Below are 20,769 nucleotides of genomic sequence, written 5' to 3'. Positions count from 1 at the left end.
CGGCAGATGATCCTCGTAACGCCAGACTTGCATCCGCGCTTTCGGCCGCCGCCACATCAGGTACACCCCAGGTGCAGGTCATCGGCACGGCCACGGAGGAAGTCGTCGTCAAGCCGCCGCGTAATACGGAAGTACAGTGCCTCTTTGGCCTGGTTTTCGCCATCCGCGGTACACCACTTGCGGGCGAGACCGGTGAGCCGAAAACGCTCTGACTCTTGCCCAGCGACCTCAGGTACCTGGGCAGCACGTGCCAGAACCCCGACGATGATGTCCTGCAGATGAGGCCGTGCCAAACCGGCATCGAGCCAGCGGGACAAGGTGGGCTCCAATTCCACATCGCCGTACGCCGGATTGAGCAGAGTGTTCCAGCCGTCGGCCAGGTCGGACTCAGTGGCGGTGTAGGCGTCGCCTGCCGATTCATCGACCAATAGCCAGGGACGTTCCGGCTCCGCGGGGTCGAACGCGTTGGCGAGGGTCGCGAACGAACGACGCCCGACGGCGGCCGTATCCGGCTCCCTGCACCAGGCGATCACCTCCGCGAACAGAGCCTGCCGTACCGAAGCGTCCCGCCAGAGCGTGAGCACAGCGGCTTGAACAGCCTCGATGACGTCGGTATCCGGTGATCCGGCGGCATGTTTCAGCCTCCGCAGGGCTTTGCCTGTGTGCTTGGACCCGAACTCCCTCGAGCAGACCTCGGCGACAGCCTGAGCTCGCGCCGGCTCGCCGGATTTCGCCCACCGCAGAAGCATCTCGTGGAGGTAGCCCGTTGAGGTCGGCTGTACCGCCGCGAGGTCCAACGTTGCGATGAACGTCTGCCATACCGGTTTACCGCGCCAAGTCTCCGCGACCGCCTCCAAGGGGAGAGCGCGCTTTTGCCGGACGGCCCACTGCACGGCCAATTGCGCGATCCGTGCCGCCAGCTCCTGACGCTGAGATTCGGTCAAGGATTCCAAGGCGCCTTGTTCCCGGGGCTTCACCACCGTACCGGCGAGCCACTTGAGGAACTTCGCACGCGAGAGGGGGCGATCGACCCAGAAGTACTCGAGCACGGCGTCGTCCCAGCCGACACGGTCGAATTCCACCGTGTCTTTGTCGGTCAAGTCGGCGACCGCCGCGTCGACCAGGTCGATGACACCGGGGTGCACCTGTGTTTCGAGCGGCTGCCCCTTGCCTTCCCCCAGCGCCTCTGCCAGCCGGACGGTGCCGGCGTAGACGTGTGCGACTGGCGCACCCGGTTGCGCCGCCGCCGATACCAGAAAGTTCCGCTGGAAACTGGTCCGGCCGTCCGCTCGGTGCCAGTCCAGCAGTTGCCTTCGCCAGTTTCGACGTGCGGCAACCACAGTCGCCACACGTCGGGAGAAGAACCGGTCACCAGTGTCGACGAGCGCCTCCCCCGATATCCGACGGTCGTCGTCACCGGCCACGGTGGGATCGTCCCTGCCGATCAGCTCACTCGGGTCAGCGTGCTGCGCCTTGAGCATCAGGTCGACGACTTCCTGCACTTCGGAAGGCGGCTGGCCGTTCAGGAGGCTGCTGATCTCACGCGTGCGAAGCCAGCGCTCGACCGGGAAGCCCTTGTCGCGGACTCGCAGAGCCCGTTCCGCTATGTCCAGTGGTTCAGCATCACCGAGTTGCGCGAGAAGGCCGTCCGGGGCCTGGGAGCTTGCTTGGAGCCACTGTTGCGGAGTCATCAGCATGACCATCCAACAGGGCTTGCGTTTGAGCGCATCCTGCAGCTTGGCCAAGCTCGAGCCGAACGACGAACTGAGCTTGAAGTCCTCTTCATTCGGCGGCACCTGGACCACGTAGGCCCACCCCTCCGGCAAAGGGAGCCTACTGGCCTTGAACTCCGTCCCACCACCGAATGGCAGAGCACCCACGGACACGTTCTCGCCACTCCACTTGCGGAGAGCAGCCAGGAAGGCGTGCCCGATCATCACCTGACCTGTGTCGGATTCACGAGCCACGACCAGCAAATGTGTGTCGTTTCGCCCCTTCTCCAGAGCGGAGTCGAAACCAGTGGGTGGCGCGAAGAGCTGCCGCGTCAGTTCCAAGTACTGATCGTTGGCTTCCAGATGCTCCAATGAATCCTGGAGGTAGTTGACGACCTTGAGCGCGTTGACGTCGCCACCGTGGTGGTTCTCCACCAACGCCGTGGCCTGGAAACTGCTGGTCGCGGCCATGGACGGCGGCAGATGACGCTCAGCTTCGGGATACTCGGCAGAGTTCGCCTGTCCCGTAGTCGTCGACTCCCCCTCACTGTGTTGCTCCAAGTGGCGGCTACCGCTGCGGCCGTCATCCGCCGGGCCGACCCCGACCGGGTCGTGGTCTTGCTCGTGCCCCTGGTTCTCGAACATCGTCATCCCAGGGTTCCCTCGATCCACATGCCGGTGACCTCCGCACCACGCTTGACGTCACGGTTCCGCACTTTGACGTCGGCGCTACCGCCTGCCGCGACGTCACCGACCCGCAAACCGGTGACCCCTCCGGTGACGTCGTCGTTTTCGACTTCCACCCGCACGCCTGGCCGACATTCTTTCTCCAGGTCGATCGGCTCGCCGAGAATTTTTTCGAGTTCCGCATGCACGTCTTCGAGGAGTCCAACGAGTCCAGCATCCTCCTTACTCAACGTCAGATTGTGCTCGCGATAGACGTTCAGCGCACGCATCGCCTCCTGGAGCTTGGCCAGCTCTTCCGGGGCATCCTTCGCCTGGTCTTGCTTCGAGTCGCCCTTCTTGGCCTCAGCTCGCCGATCCAGCACAGCGCTGGCACGATCGAAAAGAAACTTGAAGGAAGCCGTAAGCATCGAAGCGGTCATGGAAGCGAATGACAGAGAATTAGACATTACGTCGACGACACCTATTCATTCGGGAAATTCGACGGAGACGCAATATTCCCAAGGGTTCACCGCTGAAACAAGACTCAGATTCAAGATCCACCTGAGCGGTGTATTCCACGTTAAGTCTTGATCAACTGCGTATCTGCGTCAAACTTCAGCGCACAGCACATGCAGGCCGCCCCGGACGCATCGCGAGAAACAGGATTTCGCATCCCAGAGTGCGCAGCGAGCGCACTTCCAGTCAGTACACCGGCCGACAGGACGACGCGGTGAACTACGACACCCCTTGACCAATGTTCAAGCAGGATGCACACCCGCCCTGACTGCACCGACCGCCGACACGCCATCTTCGCCGCAGCAGGACTCCTTACCGAGGCCGCACCCGAGGCCTTGGGCTGTGATTTTCAACTCCTACGAACCCCGATGCTTGGCACACTGGGTTGAGCTCGCTACGCATTGCGATCGCCTGACTGAGAGATTCTTTCCGACACGCAAGTCGATCCAGCCCTCTTCAACGCATACAGCCGTGGGTTTCGCCACGCCAGACGTCCGCCAGGCCGCCCGCTCCCCTCCACCTAACGCCCCCGTGCACCAAGACAGCCAAGCCACTTAGCCGGCAAGCTCGGCCGTGGCTACAGCAAGCACAGAGTCGCCGCAGGTCACCAGCCACCGATTCGGCTTTGCTCACGAATCCAGGACCACCAGGCGACCGCCACCGAGCGTTGTATTTGCAGCTGTAGCGAACTACGCCCGTCACACGACTCCGTGACATGAACTCTTCCCGAGCCACTCTCGGACATACGCACGCTCGTTCGCCCTTGGTGGCGTCCAACCGCAGACACGCCCCCAAATGACTACACAGACAGTCGCTGGTCGCATCCCTCAACTGAGTCAAGTTGCCACGTCTTGCAACCAGTATTGACCACGGCTTGCCTGTGCAGGTGCACGTGCACGGGACGGAGGGTATAAACTATGAGTTGCAGACACACTGAGTGCGCACCACGTTACGGGGGCACGACATCCCGAGATGGCCGCTTTCTCACCGACATGACGCCAGAGCGTGATCGCACCTGCTAATGGGGTCCACCAGGAGTGAAAGTTGGTTACAACTCGCAAGTCGGTCCCAATAGCCTGAAACCGCTGGTTCGGATTTCTGCGCTAGGTCGCGTAAGTTAGGGTGCTCACAGTTGAAAAACTCAACTATGGAGTGTGACCGGCGACGCACGGTAGGGTTGCTAGACGGAAGCAACAACCGTACGGCGTTGGATCACTCGATCGGGGAGCGAGCGGATGGGCGCTGAGCCAGGGCCACCTGAGCCCGCCGGTTCTGCTGACGAATCCTCCGCTCTTGCGGATCAGGAAGTCAGCGCCGCACTTCCTTACTCCCTCGCGGATACGCCCAGGCAGCTACCTCCACCACCGCACAGGTTCGTCAACCGGACCAGCGAGCTCAAGGCCATCACAGACCGGGTCCAAACGCCGCAACAAGATCGAGCAGCCGTCGTAGTGATGAGCGGCCTTGGTGGTGTTGGGAAGACCGCCCTGGCTTTGCAGTGGGCACACAAGCACCTGAGCCTTTTCACCGGCGGGCAGTTGTACGTGGATCTCGCGGCCTATCGCCGACCGAATGGTGTGGAACTCGCCGAGGTCTTGGGGAGCTTCCTCCGTGCACTTGGGGTCAGCGAGGATTACATCCCGATCTCGTTGCCCGAGCGAGCAGCCCTGTTCCGGACCCGCACTCAGGCAAGGCGACTGCTCATTGTCATTGAGAACGCCGAGCAGGCTGCACAGGTGCGACCGCTGATCCCAGGCTCGCAACACAGTGTCGTGCTCGTGACCAGCAGACACAAGCTCGGCGGCCTGATCACCGAGGGAGCCACGTTCATCGCGGTCTCCCCCTTGGGGCCGTCCGATAGCACGCTGCTGGTGGCGCAGATGCTCCCCGTGCGCGCGGGGGCGCCTGAACCGACCGCGGTGAAAGAACTTGCTCAATTGTGCGGCGGTCTACCCATCGCCCTGTGCATCGCCGGCGCTCAACTCGCTCAGCACCGCACGTGGTCTGTACCACGACTCGTACGTTATCTGAACGACGATCACCGGCGCCTGGATCGCCTGTCCGTGGATGGCGAAACCGGACTTCGGCGAATGTTCGACGCGGTGTACGCCGATCTTCCTCCCGCAGCCCAGCGGATGTATCGACTGGCGGCATTGCACCCTGGGAGAGATTTCGCGGTAGGGATCGCGGCCGCTGCCGCGAACACGTCACCCGATGCGACCGACGACATCTTGGCGATCTTGTCCGACGCCAATCTCGTTGAAGAACTCTATGAAGAGCGCTACCGCTTCCACGATCTGGTGCGCCTTCACGCGCACCAGACAGCGTTTCGCGATGAATCCGGAGACGAACTAGACGCCGCTACCAGGCGGATGATCAGCTGGTATTTTGATCGGACAGCCGCTGCAGATCGCGCCATACTCGGCGATGGGCGTTGGCGGATTTCGAGTTACAAACCTATCTCGAATTTCGAAGAAACGGACCCCGCAGAGCCGATGAAATGGCTTGAGGTCGAGCAGACAAATCTGGTCCGCGCGGTGAGAATCGCATGGGAGCTGGAAGATTTCGAGCAGGTCTGGGCTTTTTGCGAATTCCTGTGGGCTTACTACCACAGTCACAAGGTATATCCAGACTGGGTGGAAACTCATCAATTAGGTGTTCAAGCCGCGTCGAAGTGCGGAAACCGGGTCGCCGAGGCTAAAATACGTAATCAGCTGGCTCGTGCTTATATCGAGCTACGTGATTTCGACTCCGCCGCCACTCAACTGAACGCCGCCGATGAGTTGGCTACGGATGACCTCTGGTCACAAGCGGTCGTTTCCGAGTCACTAGGTCTTCTCTACCGGGAACAGGAACTCTTCGACGAGTCCGCGGAGAAGCTCAAACGTGCCCGCGTGCTCAACGAGAAGCTCGGAAGTGCCCGTGGGGTCGCTATCCAGTCATATCAACTCGGCGACGTTCTGGTCAGAGCGGGCAAGGCCAGCGACGGCCTGCATCTACTAGTAGAGGCGCTTCAAGTAGCGCGCCGGATCGAGGACGAACTTTCGGCCGCCAGGGTCGGCATAGCGATGGGCCGTGCATACGAAAAGCTGGATCAATGGAACGCGGCTCAAGAGATCCTCGATCGAACAGCGGCTACGATGCGCGAGCGCCGCCAGCCGGTAAAGGAGGCTCAAGCTCTTGAATTACTCCTTGTCGTCGCACGCCACGGAGACGATCGCGGACAGTTCCACAATTACGCGGAAAGGTTGCTTCAGCTTTACGAGACCACCGGCAACCCTCGGAGCACGACCATCAGAAGCTGGCTCGACGACGAGGATCGATGGGTGAGCGCTTGAGGGGCAGCACCTCGATCGCCGAATTATGCTTCGAGCGGAGACATGTCGAGTTTGATCAGTTCCCCTCCGACGTCGACCTCCACCGTGAACGGCAAGTCGATCGGCAACTCCTCCTCCCGCCAGCGGTACGCAGCCGCCGCGGCGATGAGCACATCGCCGTGAGCGACGAAGAGCCCGGGTCCGTCGATCCACCTCAGCATGCAACCACCATTACCGACATAGCCGGCAAGCGTGGCAGTACGTCCAGTGAAGATTTCTGATGCCCACTGCTCGCCGTCCGCGGTGCGGAGGGGCCCCATGTGCAGCATTACATCGGTATTGTCACGGCATGCCCGATCTACCTCGTCCTGAGCCGTGACCGTCAGGTAGTACTCCGCCGCGTCGGCAATGCGCAGGGTTCTCTCTCGATAGGCGTCGACTTCCCTGGCGACGATCTTGGGCAAGCATCTGATTTCGATCACGGGATTGTTTTCGCGATACGCGAGTTTGGGTGACACTTTCCATGCGGTGAGGGACCGACTGGGGGACGGCTCTGGATCGTCGACGCGGATCATCCGGGGCCGCCCCTTGGGCAGAGGCCTCGCCGCGGCTTGGAGGATGGCATTCCGGAAGATCTCCCAGGAGCGGTCTTGTTCTTGGAACATCGCCTCGGTAATGGCAGCCGCTTTGGCCGGGTCGTGGGTGCTGAACGCGCGGTCGATCTGCGGTAGCAGATCCTTCGTGAGGTCGAGATGGTCACCTTCGCGGCACAGCCTCGCCGGCGGGGAAGCCGGGTCGAGCTCCTGGCTCCCGTCCGCGATCAGCAAGAGGGGTCGCCCCAGGGCGGCACCGTAGTACGACACACTTCCGTGGTCACCGAGCACGATGTCCGCCGCGATCACGGCTGCTTCCCAAGGGGTGCGCGGGGGGATGTAGACCAGCCCAGCGTCGCAGTAATCCTCCAGGAAGAGCTTGATCTCGGCGGGAGTGTGCCCTGCCCAGATGTTCGGGTGCAGGATGGCTGCCAAGCGGTACTCGTGGACAGGCAGCTGCACGAGCAGCTGGGGGATCAGATCGTCGTGACTGCCCAGCCCGCCATAGGGCCCCCAGGTCGAGCTGACCACCACGAGCTTCTGACGTCCCGTCAGCTCGAACCGCTGCCGAAATCGGTCCCGGGCAAACTCTGATTCCTTGATTCGATAGAAGACGGGGTCACCCAGGACCACCGCCCGCTCGGCGGCTTCAGGGCAACCGAGCCGCAACCGATCGATCTGCTCGGCATGCGAGACGAAGATGAGGTCGGGAATCACCTCACCACCTACCATGAGCTGGTCGCGTACGAGGCCCGTCGCGACGGTGTCGCTTCCGGTGGATTTCGGTACGAGCCTGTTATACCCCGCACCGTGCGCGCAAACGATCTTGAAGCCGTGCAGTTCGGCGAGGCGTTTCGAAGCCTGAGTAGCCAGGATCACATCGAAGTGTTCGTCCGTAGCCTCCTTCCACGAGAGAACCTCGAACCCCAAGCTCTCGATATGGCGCTGTAGCCCGAGGTCGAAGCTCGAGCCGGCGTCGATCGTGAACCGGATCTCGGGCACGTCCGCCCTGAGCACCTGCAACAGGCTGAGCGTCCGGTCCAGCGTTGCCCCGTTACGCACTACGAGCAGCAAGCGGTAGGGAGGCTTCCGCGTCCAACGACTGACGCGGTCACTTCCTTGATCACCCACAGGCTATGTCCCGATCCGTACGACCGTCGCCCGTTTGGTTGCTACCGGGCGGTATCTAGTGGTACTCCTTTACAGTGATTCCAATCTGCCATATAGCTGTCTGCCTGGTGGCTGAGAGGCCATGTGGCGTAATGCTAGCTGCCCGGACCATTGAAGCCTAGTGCGAGAAGGTGTCCTTCATGCCCAGGGGACGTAACCCGGTCGCTGCCCAGCGGAAACTACGCAGCGAACTACGCAGACGACGCTCCGTGAGCAAGCTGACGCAGAAGGAAGTGGCGGACGCGCTCTCCTGGTCGATGTCGAAGGTTATCCGCATGGAGACCGGCGTCGTCGGGGTGTCCATCACCGACCTCTGGGCTCTACTGAACCTCTACGGCGTGACAGACCCCGTCACGGTCAAGGAGATCGAAGACCTCGCCCGCATGGCCCGCGAGAGGGCGTGGTGGGACGACTACCATGAGTACGCATCGGCGGAACTGATCGAGTTCATCGCGACCGAGGCTTCGGCAGTGAAGATGGCTCAATACCAGTCGTTCATCGTGCCCGGGATCCTTCAGACCCCGGAGTACATCCGAAGCCTTGGCGTGGCTTTCGATTGGAGCGACGAGGACATCGAGCAAGGCATCAAGATGCGAACCTCGCGTCAGGAGTTGCTTACCGACCCGGACGGCCCGAAGGCTTCCTTCATCCTGGACGAAGCATCGATCAGCCGCTCCATCGGCTCACCCCACGTGATGCGCGAACAGTTCGACCATCTGAAGCATCTAAACCGGCTGCCGAACGTTGACATCCAAGTCGCCGCGTTCGCCAACGGCGTGACACATGGCATGCAGGTCCCCTTCACGATCTTCACGTTCGATGACGACCGCGAGGCGCCGCTTGTATACCTTGACCAGTCATCGGGTCCCACTCTCGCCCGAGGCAATGCAGTCAGTCGGCACCTTCGCATCTTCGACAACCTCCTCCAGCCCGAGCACTCCTCCCGGCCGGAACAACTGGACGAGGAACTGGACCGCGTCGGCGGAAATATCGGCATTTGAACCTGATCGTGCTCACCGCTTCACCTTCTTGGCCCAGATCAGCTCACCCAACCGTACGAAAATTCGCCCGCCCAGGCCATTGATCACCGAGTAGAATCGGACACTCCGGAACTCTGGGAGTGACTGGTCCGGGAGCCTGCGCTCCTGCACCGGTACTGCGGGTCGGGAGGGCCTAATGACCGGAGACATTCAAAGCGCCTTGGGTGACGCCGAAGGGGAAAAACTCACGTGGTTCAAGAGTTCACGGTGTCATCCGCGAACCGATCCGAACTGCGTAGAGGTCGCCTTCAGTTCAACCACCGTCCACATACGAAATTCGCAGTATCCAGACGGTGAAAAGCTCGCAATCTCACATCAAGCGTGGCGAGCACTCATCGCGACGCTAAACACGGACAGCTCGAAGAAGTAGCCTTCAGCCCGTGCACGAGGACGCGCAACCAAGCTGGCGTCCCTCCTTCGAAGGCGAATTCAAGTGTGAAGAACACTCAATGTTCACTGACGCCCACACCACGTCACATCGTGCTGTTCGACGGCAACGCCGAGGGCTCCGCCCCGCTTCGGCGTTGCCTGCGGCGCGCAGCGTCGAATCAACCCCTGTGGACACCCGGGTGACAGCCCTGTCACCTCAGCAGAAGCGACCCGATCGACCTCGATCGGACAGACGCCTTTAGCACGAGGCTTTCATCACCGCCATTGCGAACTGCCCGTTCCCAGCCGCAGGGCGCTCCGATCAGAAGTCCGCGCTTTGAAAGGGATCTCGAAAGTATCGAAAAGATGCACTATATGCGGACATAGCCGGGCAAAAGAGACTTGATCGTCCGCGCTGCACCGGTGATCTGACAGCCGGGGAGAATCTCGAACGCGACGTAACCATGAAGGCGTGAGCTTAATTCCCGAAGTCCAAAGGTACACGCAATCCGGCCATGGACGAGCCTCACATGCCCATCCAGATTCCGCATTTCCTCGATCTCAGCGGCCACGACGTCGGCTATACCGGCGCCTAGCCGGGATCTCGAAGCTCATGGAAGTACCCGTCTTTGAACGTCGCTTGGTCTTCACCTGAATGCCAGGCACTGCTTGCGTAGATGCCAATGCGCAGGTGCCGTACGCAGCGACGAAGAAGCTCAAGTGAGAAATTCGCCCCAAGGTAAATGATATCGGTTCGGTCATCGCAATCCCGGGAGATTCGTCCACATCCCGACAAGATGGATATTCGAAATCGACGAACGTAAGGCTATTACCAATGCCCGCAGCATGATAGGCCTTCGTATGTCACAATTCTATGCGCCGTACGAGTGCCCGCACTCCCATACTGAGCCGACAATAGCCTGTCGACGACGTGGTCGCGAAGATCAGACCGCCGAGCTGTTCAGGAGCCCAGACTGACGCCCATCTAACGCGACGCGGACCGTGGCAAGCCCCCGGAGACTCGGATACTTCCATCGGGCTGGCCTAGCATCGCGCGAATATCCCGGTCCGCTCGGCGATTCAGCCGTCGTGAAGGGCAAACCTCCGTTCGATCTCGCGGTTATCGATGACTTCTCCAGGCGGGCGGGTGAAGACTGTCATCAACCCCACGACGAGAGGTTGCTCGGGCGAACCGACCCATAACGCGCTCCAAGTACTTGACAGCTACATAGCGGACAGGAGCGATCAGTCGACTAGCTGCCCGCGCGGCAAACCACGGTAAATTGTCACATGTCAACAACGCATGCCCCCGTAAGGCAGCTTTGCGAGGCCGGTCCTACAAGACCGCCGGATCCGGATTGCCTATCGGCCCACCGCACTCCAGCGAGGAGTCCTGACGGCACTACTAAGCGTTATTTCTCCATGTCCGACACGATTGCCGCCCATCAAGAGGTTCTATTGCCTGACGCAGCCATATAAGTGCTCGGGCACCAGAGCGAGGCCTCGTGCCAAGCGTGACCCAACATTCCCCGAGACCTCGGTTGCGGAACGTCGGCAGATCACACACCGGCGACCATCCCGGGAGAGGAGCGGCTCAGCTGCCGATGACATTGGGCTGCGACCCGCGGTCAGCAGCACGACGAAGACGGCGTCTACCTGCGGACATAGGTCAGGTGAAAACCGCCGACCAGAACGCACCGAATCGCCCCACGACCCCGGACACGAAGAAGGCCCAGGTCGATGACCTGGGCCTTGTGCTCCCCCGCTTGGACTCGAACCAAGAACCCTCCGGTTAACAGCCGAATGCTCTGCCAGTTGAGCTACAGGGGATTGTGCTCCGTACCAGCCGGATCGCTCCGACCGATGAGAGAACTTTAGCCCATGCCCTCCGGCGGCCGCACACCCACCCCCCACTTTCGACATCACCTCGTCAAGCTCGCGTTTTGAGGGACAATGACAGCCGGAGCAAGATCGAACGGAGGCGTGGACTCGGATGAAGATGTTCCTGCTGGGTGCGGCCGCGGGCTATGTGCTGGGCGCGAAGGCCGGCCGCGGGCGGTACGAGCAGATCGTGCGGACCTACCGCAAGATCGCCGACCACCCCATGGTGCAGGGCGCCGCCGGGGTCGCTCGCGCCAAGGTCGGTGAGCGGTTCGGGCGGCCTCAGCGCTGATCCTGGGCCGAAGGGGCCTTTCGCCGCGTCTGACGTGGCGAAAGGGCCCTTAGCCCACGACGGCGACCACGAAGACGCGCCGGAACTCGAACCAGGTGGTCCCGTCGGGGCGTGGCGGGTAGGCCTCGTCCAGTTTGCGGGCGAGCTGCGCGCGGAAACGGTCCCAGTCGTCCCCGCGCAAGGCCTCCTTGACCGGCCGCAGCGCGGTTCCGGTGATCCATTCGAGTACGGCGTCTTCCCCGGCCAGCCGCTGCAGGTACGTCGTCTCCCAGGCATCGACGGCGCAGCCCGCGTCGGCGAGCAGGTTCCCGTAGCCGAGCGGGCTTTCGACGGCACCGTTCTCCCGCAGGACGACGTCGGCGAGGCGCGTGGCCCACTCTTCGGTGCGCGCGAGGGCACGGATCAGGGCGTGCGACGGGGCATCGAAGTTGCCGGGGACCTGGAACGCGAGCGTCGCCCCGGACGGCAGGAGCTCCACCCAGCGGCGGAGCAGGTCACGATGTTCCGGGACCCACTGGAGCACGGCGTTCGAGATGACGACGTCGGTGTCCGGTTCGGGCACCCAGTCGTTGACGTCGAGCACTCGCGCGTCGACACCCCGGGATCGTGCGGCTTCGACCATTTCGGGTGAACTGTCGCTCGCTTCGATGATCGCGTCCGGCCAGCGTTCCGCCAGGCCGGCGGTCAGGTTTCCGGGCCCGCAGCCGAGGTCGACGACGCGGCGGGGCGCCTCGGCCGGTATCCGCCCGACGAGGTCGTGGAACGGCCGTGCCCGCAGGTCGGCGTAGCCGAGGTATTTGACCGGATCCCACACAGTACGAGCGTACTGCTAACCGTTCGGCTTCGCCAGCTTCTTGGCCGCTTCCTCGGCAATCGCCTTGACCAGGTCGACGTCGGTGCCCGGATCGGGCCGTACCTGCAGCACCGTGCCGTCCTGACCGGGGACCTTGCGCTCGACGAACCACGCTCCCCTGGTCCCGAAGTCCTTGCGGTGCCGCCCTCGGACCGAGCCGTCCACGCGCTGCCGCACGAGGATCGGGACCTTGCCGGGCCGGGCGAGCTCGAACCGGACCGGCGTCTTGTCGGCCAGCAGCACGGCGTCCCCCGCCATGCCGGTCTCCTCGGATTCGGTCAGCGTCAGCACGCCGGTGGACCACGCCGCCTTGCCGACCAGATGCCAGCCGACCCGGCGCGGCCCCGGGATCCACAGTCCCAGCGGCGTGACCAGCAGATATCCGCCGCCTTCGACCGCCGCGCTCCCGACGACGTGCTCGCCGTCGGCCAGCGTGCCGTCGAAATCCGCCGGGACACGGTCACCCAGCAGGTGACGCAGCCAGCCCATGCTCAGTCCAATCCGCCGATGGCCTGTTCCTTCAGCGCCTTCCGGTACTGCTCGAGCGCGACGAGGTCGCCGAACAGCGCGCGGTAGTCGTCCGGCGCCTCGACCGGGGAAAGCCGCTGGAGTTTCGACTTGATCTCGTTGATCTGGCGGCCGACCAGGCTTTCCTGCACCGCCGCGAGCTGCGCGGAGATGTAGCGCGAGTCGACCTCGCCCTTGGCGCGCAACGGTTCCACCGAAAGCTCGCTGAGCACGCGCCGCACCGTGCCCTGCGGGCAGTGCGGCGCGGCCGCGTCGAGCAGGGCGGGGCCGGTCAACCCGGAGCCCGCTCCCCCCGCGGACAGCAGCGCCTTGTGGATGGCGACGTAAACCGGATGGGTGAACGCGTCCTCGGGCAGCGCGTCGTACTCGGCTCCGGCGATCATCGGCTGCTGCAGTGCCGCCTTGAGCGCCTCGCGCTGCGCGATGAACCGCGGATCGCCGGGTGCGGGCCGGGGCAGGTCCTCCTCGGCGGTGGCGGTCGCGGTGGCCGCGGCGGCCGGCCGCCGGACCTCGACGGTGGCGGAGCGTTTCGCCGCCGCCCCGGCGCTGCCGCGCACCCGGTTCACCACCTGCGCCGCGTCCTGCCAGCCGACCCACCAGGCGAGTTTCGACGCGTAGCCGTCGCGGCTGGCGCGGTCCTTGATCCCCGCGACCATCGGAACGGTCTTCTGCAGCGCCGCGACCTGGCCGTCGACGGAGTCGAGGTCGAAGGCCTTGAGCATGCTCTTGATCGCGAACTCGAACAGCGGGATCCGCCGCGCGACCAGGTCCCGCACCGCGGTGTCGCCCTTGGCGAGCCGCAGTTCGCACGGGTCCATGCCGTCGGGCGCGACCGCGATGTAGGTCTGCCCGGCGAAGGTCTGGTCGCCCTCGAAGGCCTTCAACGCCGCCTTCTGCCCGGCTTCGTCACCGTCGAAGGTGAAGATCACTTCGCCGCGGAAGGCGTCGTCGTCCATCATCAGCCGCCGAAGAACCTTCATGTGGTCCTCGCCGAACGCCGTCCCCGAGGACGCGACGGCCGTCGGGACCCCGGCGGCGTGCATCGCCATCACGTCGGTGTAGCCCTCGACGACGACGACCTGGTGCCGCTTCGCGATCTCGCGTTTCGCCAGGTCGAGGCCGAACATCACCTGCGACTTCTTGTAGATCGGCGATTCCGCGGTGTTCAGGTACTTCGCCGAGACCCGGTCGTCGTCGTAGAGGCGCCGCGCGCCGAACCCGACCACCTCGTTGCCGACGTCGCGGATGGGCCACAGCAGCCGCCGGTTGAACCGGTCCATCGGCCCGCGCTGCCCCTCCTTGGCCAGCCCGGCCGTGAGCAGTTCCTTGACCTCGAAGCCGCGGTTGAGCAGATGTTTGGTGAGCTTGTCCCAGCCCGCCGGCGCGTACCCGCAGCCGAACGTCTGCGCCGCGGCCGAGTCGAAACCCCGTTCCGACAGGAAGTCCCGCGCCGCACGCGCGTCCGGGGTGAGCAGCTGCTCGGCGTAGAACTCCTGGGCCGCGCGGTGCGCCTCGATCAGCCGGGCGCGGGTACCGCGATCACGCTGGACGCTTCCGCCGCCGCCTTCGTAGGTCAGCCGGAAACCCACACGATCCGCGAGCCGCTCAACGGCCTCCACGAACGAGATCAGGTCCATCTTCTGGATGAACTTGATCACGTCACCGCCTTCGCCACAGCCGAAGCAGTGGAAGGTGCCGTGGGTGGGGCGCACGTTGAACGACGGGGTCTTCTCGTTGTGGAACGGGCAAAGCCCTTTCAGGCTGCCCCCGCCCGCGCTGCGCAGCGCCACGTAATCACCGATGACCTCGTCGATCCGGTTGCGCTCGCGCACCTCCGCGATGTCGCTCTCCCGAATCCGTCCTGCCACGCTCATCACTCTAGTTCCCGCTCCCGGAGCGGTGTGCGGCACACTCGGGGAATGAGCACCGCCCTGGACGAACTCGCCGGGAACTTCGCCGCGCTGCGGCCTCATCTGGTGTCGGTCGCCTACCGGCTCACCGGCACGCTGTCCGACGCCGAGGACGCGGTCCAGGAGTCGTGGCTGCGTCTGAGCGGCATGGACGAACGCCGCCGCGCGGCCATCGAAGACCACAAAGGCTGGCTGACCACCGTCGTCAGCCGGATCTGCCTCGACCGGCTGCGGTCCGCGGTGGTGCGCCGCGAACGGTACGTCGGGGAATGGCTGCCCGAACCGGTCCTCGGCCCGCTGGGCACCCCCTCGTCGGAGGACCCGCTGGCCGTCGCCGTCCGCGACGACGGCATGCGCATGGCGGCGATGGTGGTCCTCGACCGGCTGACGCCGGAGCAGCGTGTCGCGTTCGTGCTGCACGACGCGTTTTCGGTGCCGTTCGGCGAGATCGCCGAGATCCTGGGCTGCACGACGGACGCCGCGCGCCAGCACGGTTCCCGCGGCCGCCGCGCGGTCGCCGACGCCGATCCGCCGCCGCGGACGGCGCTCGCCGAGCAGCAGCAGATCATCGAGAAGTTCATGGCGGCGATGCTGACCGGGGACATCCAGGCGGTGGCGGAGGTCCTGCATCCCGACGTCGTCCTCGTCGGCGACGGTGGCGGCAAGGCGCGCACCGCGGTGCACACGGTCGCCGGGTTCGACAAGGTCACCCGGCTGTTCCAGGGTCTCATGCGGATGTACGACCCGGCGGGGATGGACCAGGCGAGGTTCGCGCTGGTCAACGGCGACCTCGGGGTCTACCTGCCGCCGCAGCCCGGTTCCGAGCGGTACCGGGCGCTCGACGAGCACGTCGACGCGTTCTCCATCCGCGACGGGAAGATCGTGGCGATCTACGACATGGCGAACCCGGACAAGCTCACCGATGCGCGGACCCGCGTCGGCCTCTGACCGCGTTTAGTCCTCTGAATGCGCCTGGGCGCATTCAGAGGACTAAACGCGGGTGGTTCAGGGGAGCGGGATCTTGCAGGCATCGCCCGACGTGAAGCCCTGCGCGGTGATGTCGAGTGCGCTGTTCATCCGGGCGCGCATGTTCTCGAGGCCGATCTGGTAGGTCAGCTCGATGACGCCCTTGCGGCCGAATTCGCGTTCCAGTTCGGCGACCTGCTCGTCGGTGGCGGTCACCGGGCTCGCGGTCATCGCGTCGGCGTATGCGAGCGCGAGCCGTTCCTGGTCGGTGAAAGCGGGCGACTTCGCGTAGTCGTCGATGTTCTTCAGCCGTTCGATGTCGAGCCCCTCGTGCAGTTGCAGCATGGTCCCGAAGTCGATGCACCACGAGCAGCCGAGCTGGGTCGCGACGCGGTACACGGCCAGCTCGCGCACGTTCGACGGCAGCGTCTTGCTGGCCTTCTCGGCCATCATCTCGTGCATGCCGTTCGCCCGCAGCAGGGCGGGATGGTGCGCGTAGACGGCCATCGGCTCGGGCACGGCGCCGAAACGCTTGCCGGCGAACTTGTAGAACAGCTTCAGCAGGAAGCCGGCTTCGGCGGTCTTCACGGCGGGAATGCGCGGCATGGTGTCCTCCTCGTGCGAGTGCGTTCACCGACTGGACGAGGCGGCCCGCGCGGACGTGACAGCACCGTCGGTGACGCGCGCCACCCTCACTTTTTAGCCTTTTCGCCGGAACCGCCAGTCGATCATCAAAGGTACGCTGGTGAGCCGGCACTTTTCCTTCCACCGAGGAGGACCATGCTCGCCGTCGAGGATCCCGCCACCGGACAACGGATCACGGACGTCCCCGACTGCGGGCCCGCCGAGGTCGACAAAGCGGTACGCGCCGCGGCGGCCGCCTCCCCCGCCTGGCGCGCCACGGACCGGCGCGCGGCCTTGATGTCGTGCGCGGTCGTCGTCGAGGAGGCCGCGCCCGTGCTGGCCCCCGTTCTCACCGAGGAGCAAGGGAAACCGCTTCGCGAAGCCGAGGCCGAGTTCGCCGGGGCGGCGGCACGCTTCCGGTACTTCGCCGGGGTTCGGCCCGGCTCCCGGGTCGCCGGTGACGGGCCGGTCGCCGCTCTCACGCCGTGGAACTTCCCCGTGCAGCTGGCCGTCGCGATGCTCGCACCGGCGTTCGCCGCGGGGAACACGGTGGTGCTCAAACCTTCACCGCGCACACCGCTCACCACGCTGCATCTGGGGCGGATGCTCGCCGAAGTGCTGCCGCCGGGCGTGCTGACCGTGCTCACCGGCCAGGATCCCCTCGGCGAGCTCCTCATCGCCCATCCCGGGATCCGGCAGGTCGCCTTCACCGGCTCGGCCGAAACCGGGAAGCGGATGGCGGCCGCGCCGGAATGGCGACAGCTGGCGCTCGAACTGGGCGGCAACGATCCCGCGATCGTCCTTCCGGGCACCGACCCGGCAGCCATCGCGGAACGGCTCTTCTGGAGCGCTTTCGCCAACTGCGGGCAGATCGGCGTGGCGGTGGAACGGATCTACGCCGTCGGGCCGGTCTACGACGGTGTCGTCGAGGCGCTGGCGGCCGTGGCGACGGAAGTCGTGGTGGGCGACGGAAGGACGCCGGGAACGCAGATCGGCCCGGTGAACAACCGGCCGCGCCACGACCGCGTCACCGGTCTCACCGACGAAGCGCGGGCGAGCGGCGCGCGGATCGTCACCGGCGGACCGCTCGACGGGCCGGGGTACTTCTTCGCACCGGCGATCCTCGCCGAGGCGCACGACGGGATGCGGGTGGTGACCGAAGAGCAGTTCGGGCCGGTGCTCCCGGTCGTCCGATGCTCCACAGTGGACGAAGCCGTCGGGCTCGCGAACGCCACGGCGCCCGGCTTGTGCGGATCGGTGTGGGGCGCGGACGAGGAGCACGCCGCCGAAGTCGCGGCACGGCTCGTCTGTGGCACGGTCCGGGTCAACGAACACCGCGCCGACGAACCGTTCGCCGGCTCGCGGTGGTCCGCGAGCCGGGCGGGGCTCAGGGCGTGATCGTCCGGACGTCCCACACCCAGACGCCGTCGACGAATTCGGCGGGCTTCCGCAGCAGAAGGTCCACTGTGGTCCGGAAAGCGTCCTGGTGTTCGCGTGGGATCAGCACGAGTACGTCGGCGTTCCAGTACCGCAGATCCGCCAGAGCCTGCACCCGCTGCGACTCGGTGATCGTCGCGGGCACGCCGGTCTGCTTGATCTGGTCGAAGATGATCGACGTCGGCCGCTGGATGGCGCCATAGCGGCCGCGTTTGTCGTCGGGACCGCTCGGGCCCACGAAGTAGCCCTCCGGCATCGAGTAGCCGAGCCCCGCGTCGATCTGCCAGTGCAGCGGTTCGGATTCGCCGGAACTCGGCAACGGCACGGGCACCACGGTCCCGCCGGGCGCGACATAGCTCCGCCAGGTGCCGTCGGCGAGGAATCTGGGTGTCTGCGGCCGTTCCTTGACGATCAGCTGGGTCGGCGCGATCGGCAGCAGGACCGCGATGACGACGCCGATCCACACCAGCCGCAACGGGAATCGCCGCTCCCCCGGCACTTCGGGCAGTTTCGACGCGACCGTGTAGACGCGTTCGGTCGCCAGCGCGAGCAAGGCGCCGATGAGCGGGATGCAGCCCATCGCCAGCCGCGATTCCAGCAGCGACTCGAACAACGGCAGTTCCGAAAGCAGCTTCCACGGCCCCGGGATCCCGGTCTCCTCGTGCACCACGATCAGTTGCACGCCAAGGGAAAGCCAGGCCATCACGAACATGGAGATCGCCAGCGCCCGCGCGAACACCTCGCGCCACAGCCACGCGGTGATGACCACCATCAGCACGATCAGCGGCCAGCCGAAGAAGGCGTTCTCCTCGGTGCGGTTCATCGACACGTCGGCGGCGGCCTGCGGCTGCCCGGCGACGGACTGCGTCGCGAACCGGGTGAACGCGGCCGTGTCGTTCCCGACCGGGCCGTGTTCGATCGCCTGATAGCTCTGCGGGCCGAAGAACTGCCACCACAGCGGGAAAGCACACAGCACGAGCGCCACGAGCACCCCGATGCCGACGCCGATCCCCAGCGGTTTCGCCATCGGCGGGAACTCGCGGTAGTTCGTCGCGAAGTAGGCGATGGCGAAGATCGCGAACGCCATCGCGAAGATCAGCAGCGGTTCCTCGCCGAGGAAGATCTGGTACGCCGCCAGCAGACCGAGGAAGATCCCGTTGCGGACCGGGCGTTCGCCGCGCGCGATCTTGAAGACCTTCAACGCGATGAACGGCAGGACGAACCACGCGACGAAGTTCGGGTGCGCGTTGCCGTGCGAGATCATCGGCGGGGCGAAGCCGACGAACGCGCCGCCGATGGCCGCACCGACCCGGTGGGTGACCAGATGCCGTGAGAAGACCCAGTACCAGGCGGCCGCCGTGCCGGCGAGACCGCCGGTGAGCGCGATGGCCCAGGTGACCGTCGGTCCGAATGTGAGCGTGACCGGCGAAAGCGGGATGCCGATGCCGAGCATGGCCGTGTTGGCCATCAGGTTCACGCCGAGCGGATGGTTCTGGAAGTGCGAACTGAGCGGGTTCCTCAGGTGCAGCACGTTGTCCGCGGTGACGGAGAAGAACCACTCCCACAGGTTCTGATCCGACGCGCTGTTCCAGAGATAGCCTTCCTTGAGGTCGAGCCAGAGCCCGTTGTAGAGCAGGAAGGCGAACAGCAGGAAGCCGCCCATGATGGCGGCGTCGGCGGCGGCGAACCGGCGGGGTCTCGTGGGAGCCTTCCCGGCTTCCACATTCGCCGCCTCAGCCTGGAAAAGGCTCACTGACCGTCCTCACGGCTCGACTACGCGGGCGAGAAAGTAGATCACACCCGTCGAGGCATGCCTCACGAGCAGAAGGAAGGGCCGATCGACGGCGACTTCCAGGGGTTCGTCGACGATGAGCGACGTCAGCCGCATCAGCACCGCCGTCGCGGCGGCGCCTTCGAGGCCCTGCTCGTCGATGCGGAGCACGGACTGGTGGAGCACCTCGGACACTTCGAGCCGGTCGTCGTCGGCGAGCCCGGTGAGATCGGCGCCGGCGGTGAACATCGTCCGCACGCCGAGATCCTGGAGCTTCGCCGTCAGCGGGCTGTCGACGTCGAGGTCGAGTTTCGGCAGGGACAGCGCGATCGTCTTGGACCGCGTGTTCTCCAGCAGCCGCGCCAGCTTCCCCGCGTCGAGTTCGGCGTCGTCGAGATCGCCGTCGGGGAGCAGGACGATCGCCTCCACCCCGCCCTCGGCGCCGAGGCGGACGACCTGCCAGCCGTCCTCGTGGGTGTGGTCGAGCTGTTTTTCGAGCCACATCGTCGGCACCGTACGGGTGCCGGACGGCGCGTGGAAGTCCGCGGGCGCGGTGTTGTCACGCGAGAACGGGTTGGTCCAGGCGGTTTTGAGATACAGGGCGTTGACGATCGCGGCGACGGTGTCCTGTGCGACGGTCCCCGGCTTCAGGAGTTCGGGGATCAGCTCGCGGGTGGCCCGCGCGACGTCGGCGTTGATCAGCGCTCGCGCGGCCTCCGGATCGTCGCCGAACGGGGCGCTCTCGACCTTCCCGCCCGGCCAGGTGGCGAGTTCCTCGCGGAAGGAGTCTTCGAGCGGGAGCCCGTCCCAGGCCCAGAGCGTGTTCGCGACCGCGAGTTCGGGACCGTCTTCGAGCAGTGACGAGGCCTTGCCCAGCAGGTCGGCGAGCTCGTCCGGGTCGTCGAGCAGCGCGATCAGTTCTTCTCTGGTCTTCCCCTTGGCGGCCTGCGTCACCAGGCCGAGCGCGCTCGCGATCGAGTACGGCGAGAAGCACGCGTTCTCCGCGCGGCTCGCCAGCACCCGATAGAGGTCCAGACCAAACCGGAGGTGGCTTTCGACAGCTCCCATGCCGCAGACCGTACCGTGCACGGGCCCGTCCGTCTCCTGTCCGAAGGTAGGTGCCG

Annotated in this window: 15 protein-coding genes and 1 tRNA gene; 6 read left to right on the top strand and 10 right to left on the bottom strand. The window is 65.0% G+C overall.

Annotated elements, in window-relative coordinates:
• Positions 1-56: 56 nt before the first annotated feature.
• Both AMK34_RS21110 and AMK34_RS21105 read right to left on the bottom strand, forming a co-directional pair.
• Positions 57-2,363: a hypothetical protein gene (locus AMK34_RS21110; RefSeq protein ID WP_073846512.1), complete on the bottom strand. Its 2,307-nt coding sequence runs from the start codon at positions 2,361-2,363 to the stop codon at positions 57-59.
• Entirely contained in the window at positions 2,360-2,818 is a 459-nt protein-coding gene (locus tag AMK34_RS21105) for a hypothetical protein (RefSeq protein ID WP_073846511.1), read from the bottom strand. The genes AMK34_RS21110 and AMK34_RS21105 overlap by 4 nt, the downstream gene beginning before the upstream one ends.
• 1,311 nt (positions 2,819-4,129) lie before the next feature.
• On the opposite strand from AMK34_RS21105, the gene AMK34_RS21100 reads away from it, so the two are divergent.
• Complete coding sequence (locus tag AMK34_RS21100; RefSeq protein ID WP_073846510.1) at positions 4,130-6,232, top strand: ATP-binding protein; 2,103 nt, start codon at positions 4,130-4,132, stop codon at positions 6,230-6,232.
• 23 nt (positions 6,233-6,255) lie between these two features.
• On the opposite strand, the gene AMK34_RS21095 is transcribed toward AMK34_RS21100, so the two are convergent.
• Positions 6,256-7,878, bottom strand: a complete 1,623-nt coding sequence (locus AMK34_RS21095; protein WP_073846509.1) for a hypothetical protein — start codon at positions 7,876-7,878, stop codon at positions 6,256-6,258.
• Between the two features lie 236 nt (positions 7,879-8,114).
• On the opposite strand from AMK34_RS21095, the gene AMK34_RS21090 reads away from it, so the two are divergent.
• Both AMK34_RS21090 and AMK34_RS21085 read left to right on the top strand, forming a co-directional pair.
• Positions 8,115-8,975: a helix-turn-helix domain-containing protein gene (locus tag AMK34_RS21090; RefSeq protein WP_143202532.1), complete on the top strand. Its 861-nt coding sequence runs from the start codon at positions 8,115-8,117 to the stop codon at positions 8,973-8,975.
• 175 nt (positions 8,976-9,150) lie between these two features.
• Complete coding sequence (locus AMK34_RS21085) at positions 9,151-9,384, top strand: DUF397 domain-containing protein (protein ID WP_073846507.1); 234 nt, start codon at positions 9,151-9,153, stop codon at positions 9,382-9,384.
• A 1,756-nt stretch (positions 9,385-11,140) separates the two neighbouring features.
• Here the strand turns inward: AMK34_RS21085 and AMK34_RS21080 are convergent.
• A tRNA-Asn gene (locus AMK34_RS21080) sits at positions 11,141-11,213 on the bottom strand.
• Positions 11,214-11,376: 163 nt separating this feature from the next.
• Between AMK34_RS21080 and AMK34_RS21075 the strand changes: the two genes are divergently transcribed.
• Complete coding sequence (locus AMK34_RS21075; protein ID WP_007031230.1) at positions 11,377-11,556, top strand: hypothetical protein; 180 nt, start codon at positions 11,377-11,379, stop codon at positions 11,554-11,556.
• A gap of 49 nt (positions 11,557-11,605) precedes the next feature.
• Here AMK34_RS21075 and AMK34_RS21070 read toward each other — a convergent pair whose 3' ends face one another.
• From AMK34_RS21070 to dnaG, 3 genes are read right to left on the bottom strand one after another with little or no spacing between them, the layout of a single operon-like run.
• Positions 11,606-12,370, bottom strand: coding sequence for a trans-aconitate 2-methyltransferase (locus AMK34_RS21070; protein WP_073846506.1), 765 nt, complete (start codon positions 12,368-12,370; stop codon positions 11,606-11,608).
• A gap of 15 nt (positions 12,371-12,385) precedes the next feature.
• Complete coding sequence (locus AMK34_RS21065) at positions 12,386-12,898, bottom strand: hypothetical protein (protein WP_073846505.1); 513 nt, start codon at positions 12,896-12,898, stop codon at positions 12,386-12,388.
• Between the two features lie 2 nt (positions 12,899-12,900).
• The gene (gene dnaG, locus AMK34_RS21060) at positions 12,901-14,811 is read right to left on the bottom strand and encodes a DNA primase (RefSeq protein ID WP_038517006.1); all 1,911 of its coding nucleotides are present in this window, start codon (positions 14,809-14,811) and stop codon (positions 12,901-12,903) included.
• Positions 14,812-14,856: 45 nt separating this feature from the next.
• Here dnaG and AMK34_RS21055 point away from each other — a divergent pair, with 45 nt between their 5' ends.
• Positions 14,857-15,795, top strand: coding sequence for a sigma-70 family RNA polymerase sigma factor (locus AMK34_RS21055; RefSeq protein ID WP_073846504.1), 939 nt, complete (start codon positions 14,857-14,859; stop codon positions 15,793-15,795).
• Positions 15,796-15,852: 57 nt separating this feature from the next.
• Here the strand turns inward: AMK34_RS21055 and AMK34_RS21050 are convergent, their stop codons facing one another.
• Positions 15,853-16,419: a carboxymuconolactone decarboxylase family protein gene (locus AMK34_RS21050; protein WP_037342876.1), complete on the bottom strand. Its 567-nt coding sequence runs from the start codon at positions 16,417-16,419 to the stop codon at positions 15,853-15,855.
• Positions 16,420-16,593: 174 nt separating this feature from the next.
• Here AMK34_RS21050 and AMK34_RS21045 point away from each other — a divergent pair, with 174 nt between their 5' ends.
• Positions 16,594-17,835 (top strand): aldehyde dehydrogenase family protein, encoded by a 1,242-nt coding sequence (locus tag AMK34_RS21045; RefSeq protein WP_073846503.1) that lies wholly within the window; start codon positions 16,594-16,596, stop codon positions 17,833-17,835.
• Here AMK34_RS21045 and AMK34_RS21040 read toward each other — a convergent pair.
• Positions 17,825-19,627, bottom strand: coding sequence for a glycosyl transferase (locus tag AMK34_RS21040; RefSeq protein WP_073846502.1), 1,803 nt, complete (start codon positions 19,625-19,627; stop codon positions 17,825-17,827). The two genes, AMK34_RS21045 and AMK34_RS21040, sit on opposite strands and share 11 nt — an antisense overlap.
• A gap of 9 nt (positions 19,628-19,636) precedes the next feature.
• Complete coding sequence (locus AMK34_RS21035) at positions 19,637-20,713, bottom strand: serpin family protein (RefSeq protein WP_073846501.1); 1,077 nt, start codon at positions 20,711-20,713, stop codon at positions 19,637-19,639.
• Positions 20,714-20,769: the final 56 nt, after the last annotated feature.

Origin of the sequence: Amycolatopsis sp. CB00013 (genome assembly GCF_001905755.1) — a bacterium.
GTDB classification, from domain to species: Bacteria; Actinomycetota; Actinomycetes; order Mycobacteriales; family Pseudonocardiaceae; genus Amycolatopsis; species Amycolatopsis japonica.
Note: the sequence above shows the minus strand (reverse complement) of the source record. Positions and strands in the feature narration are given on the sequence as shown.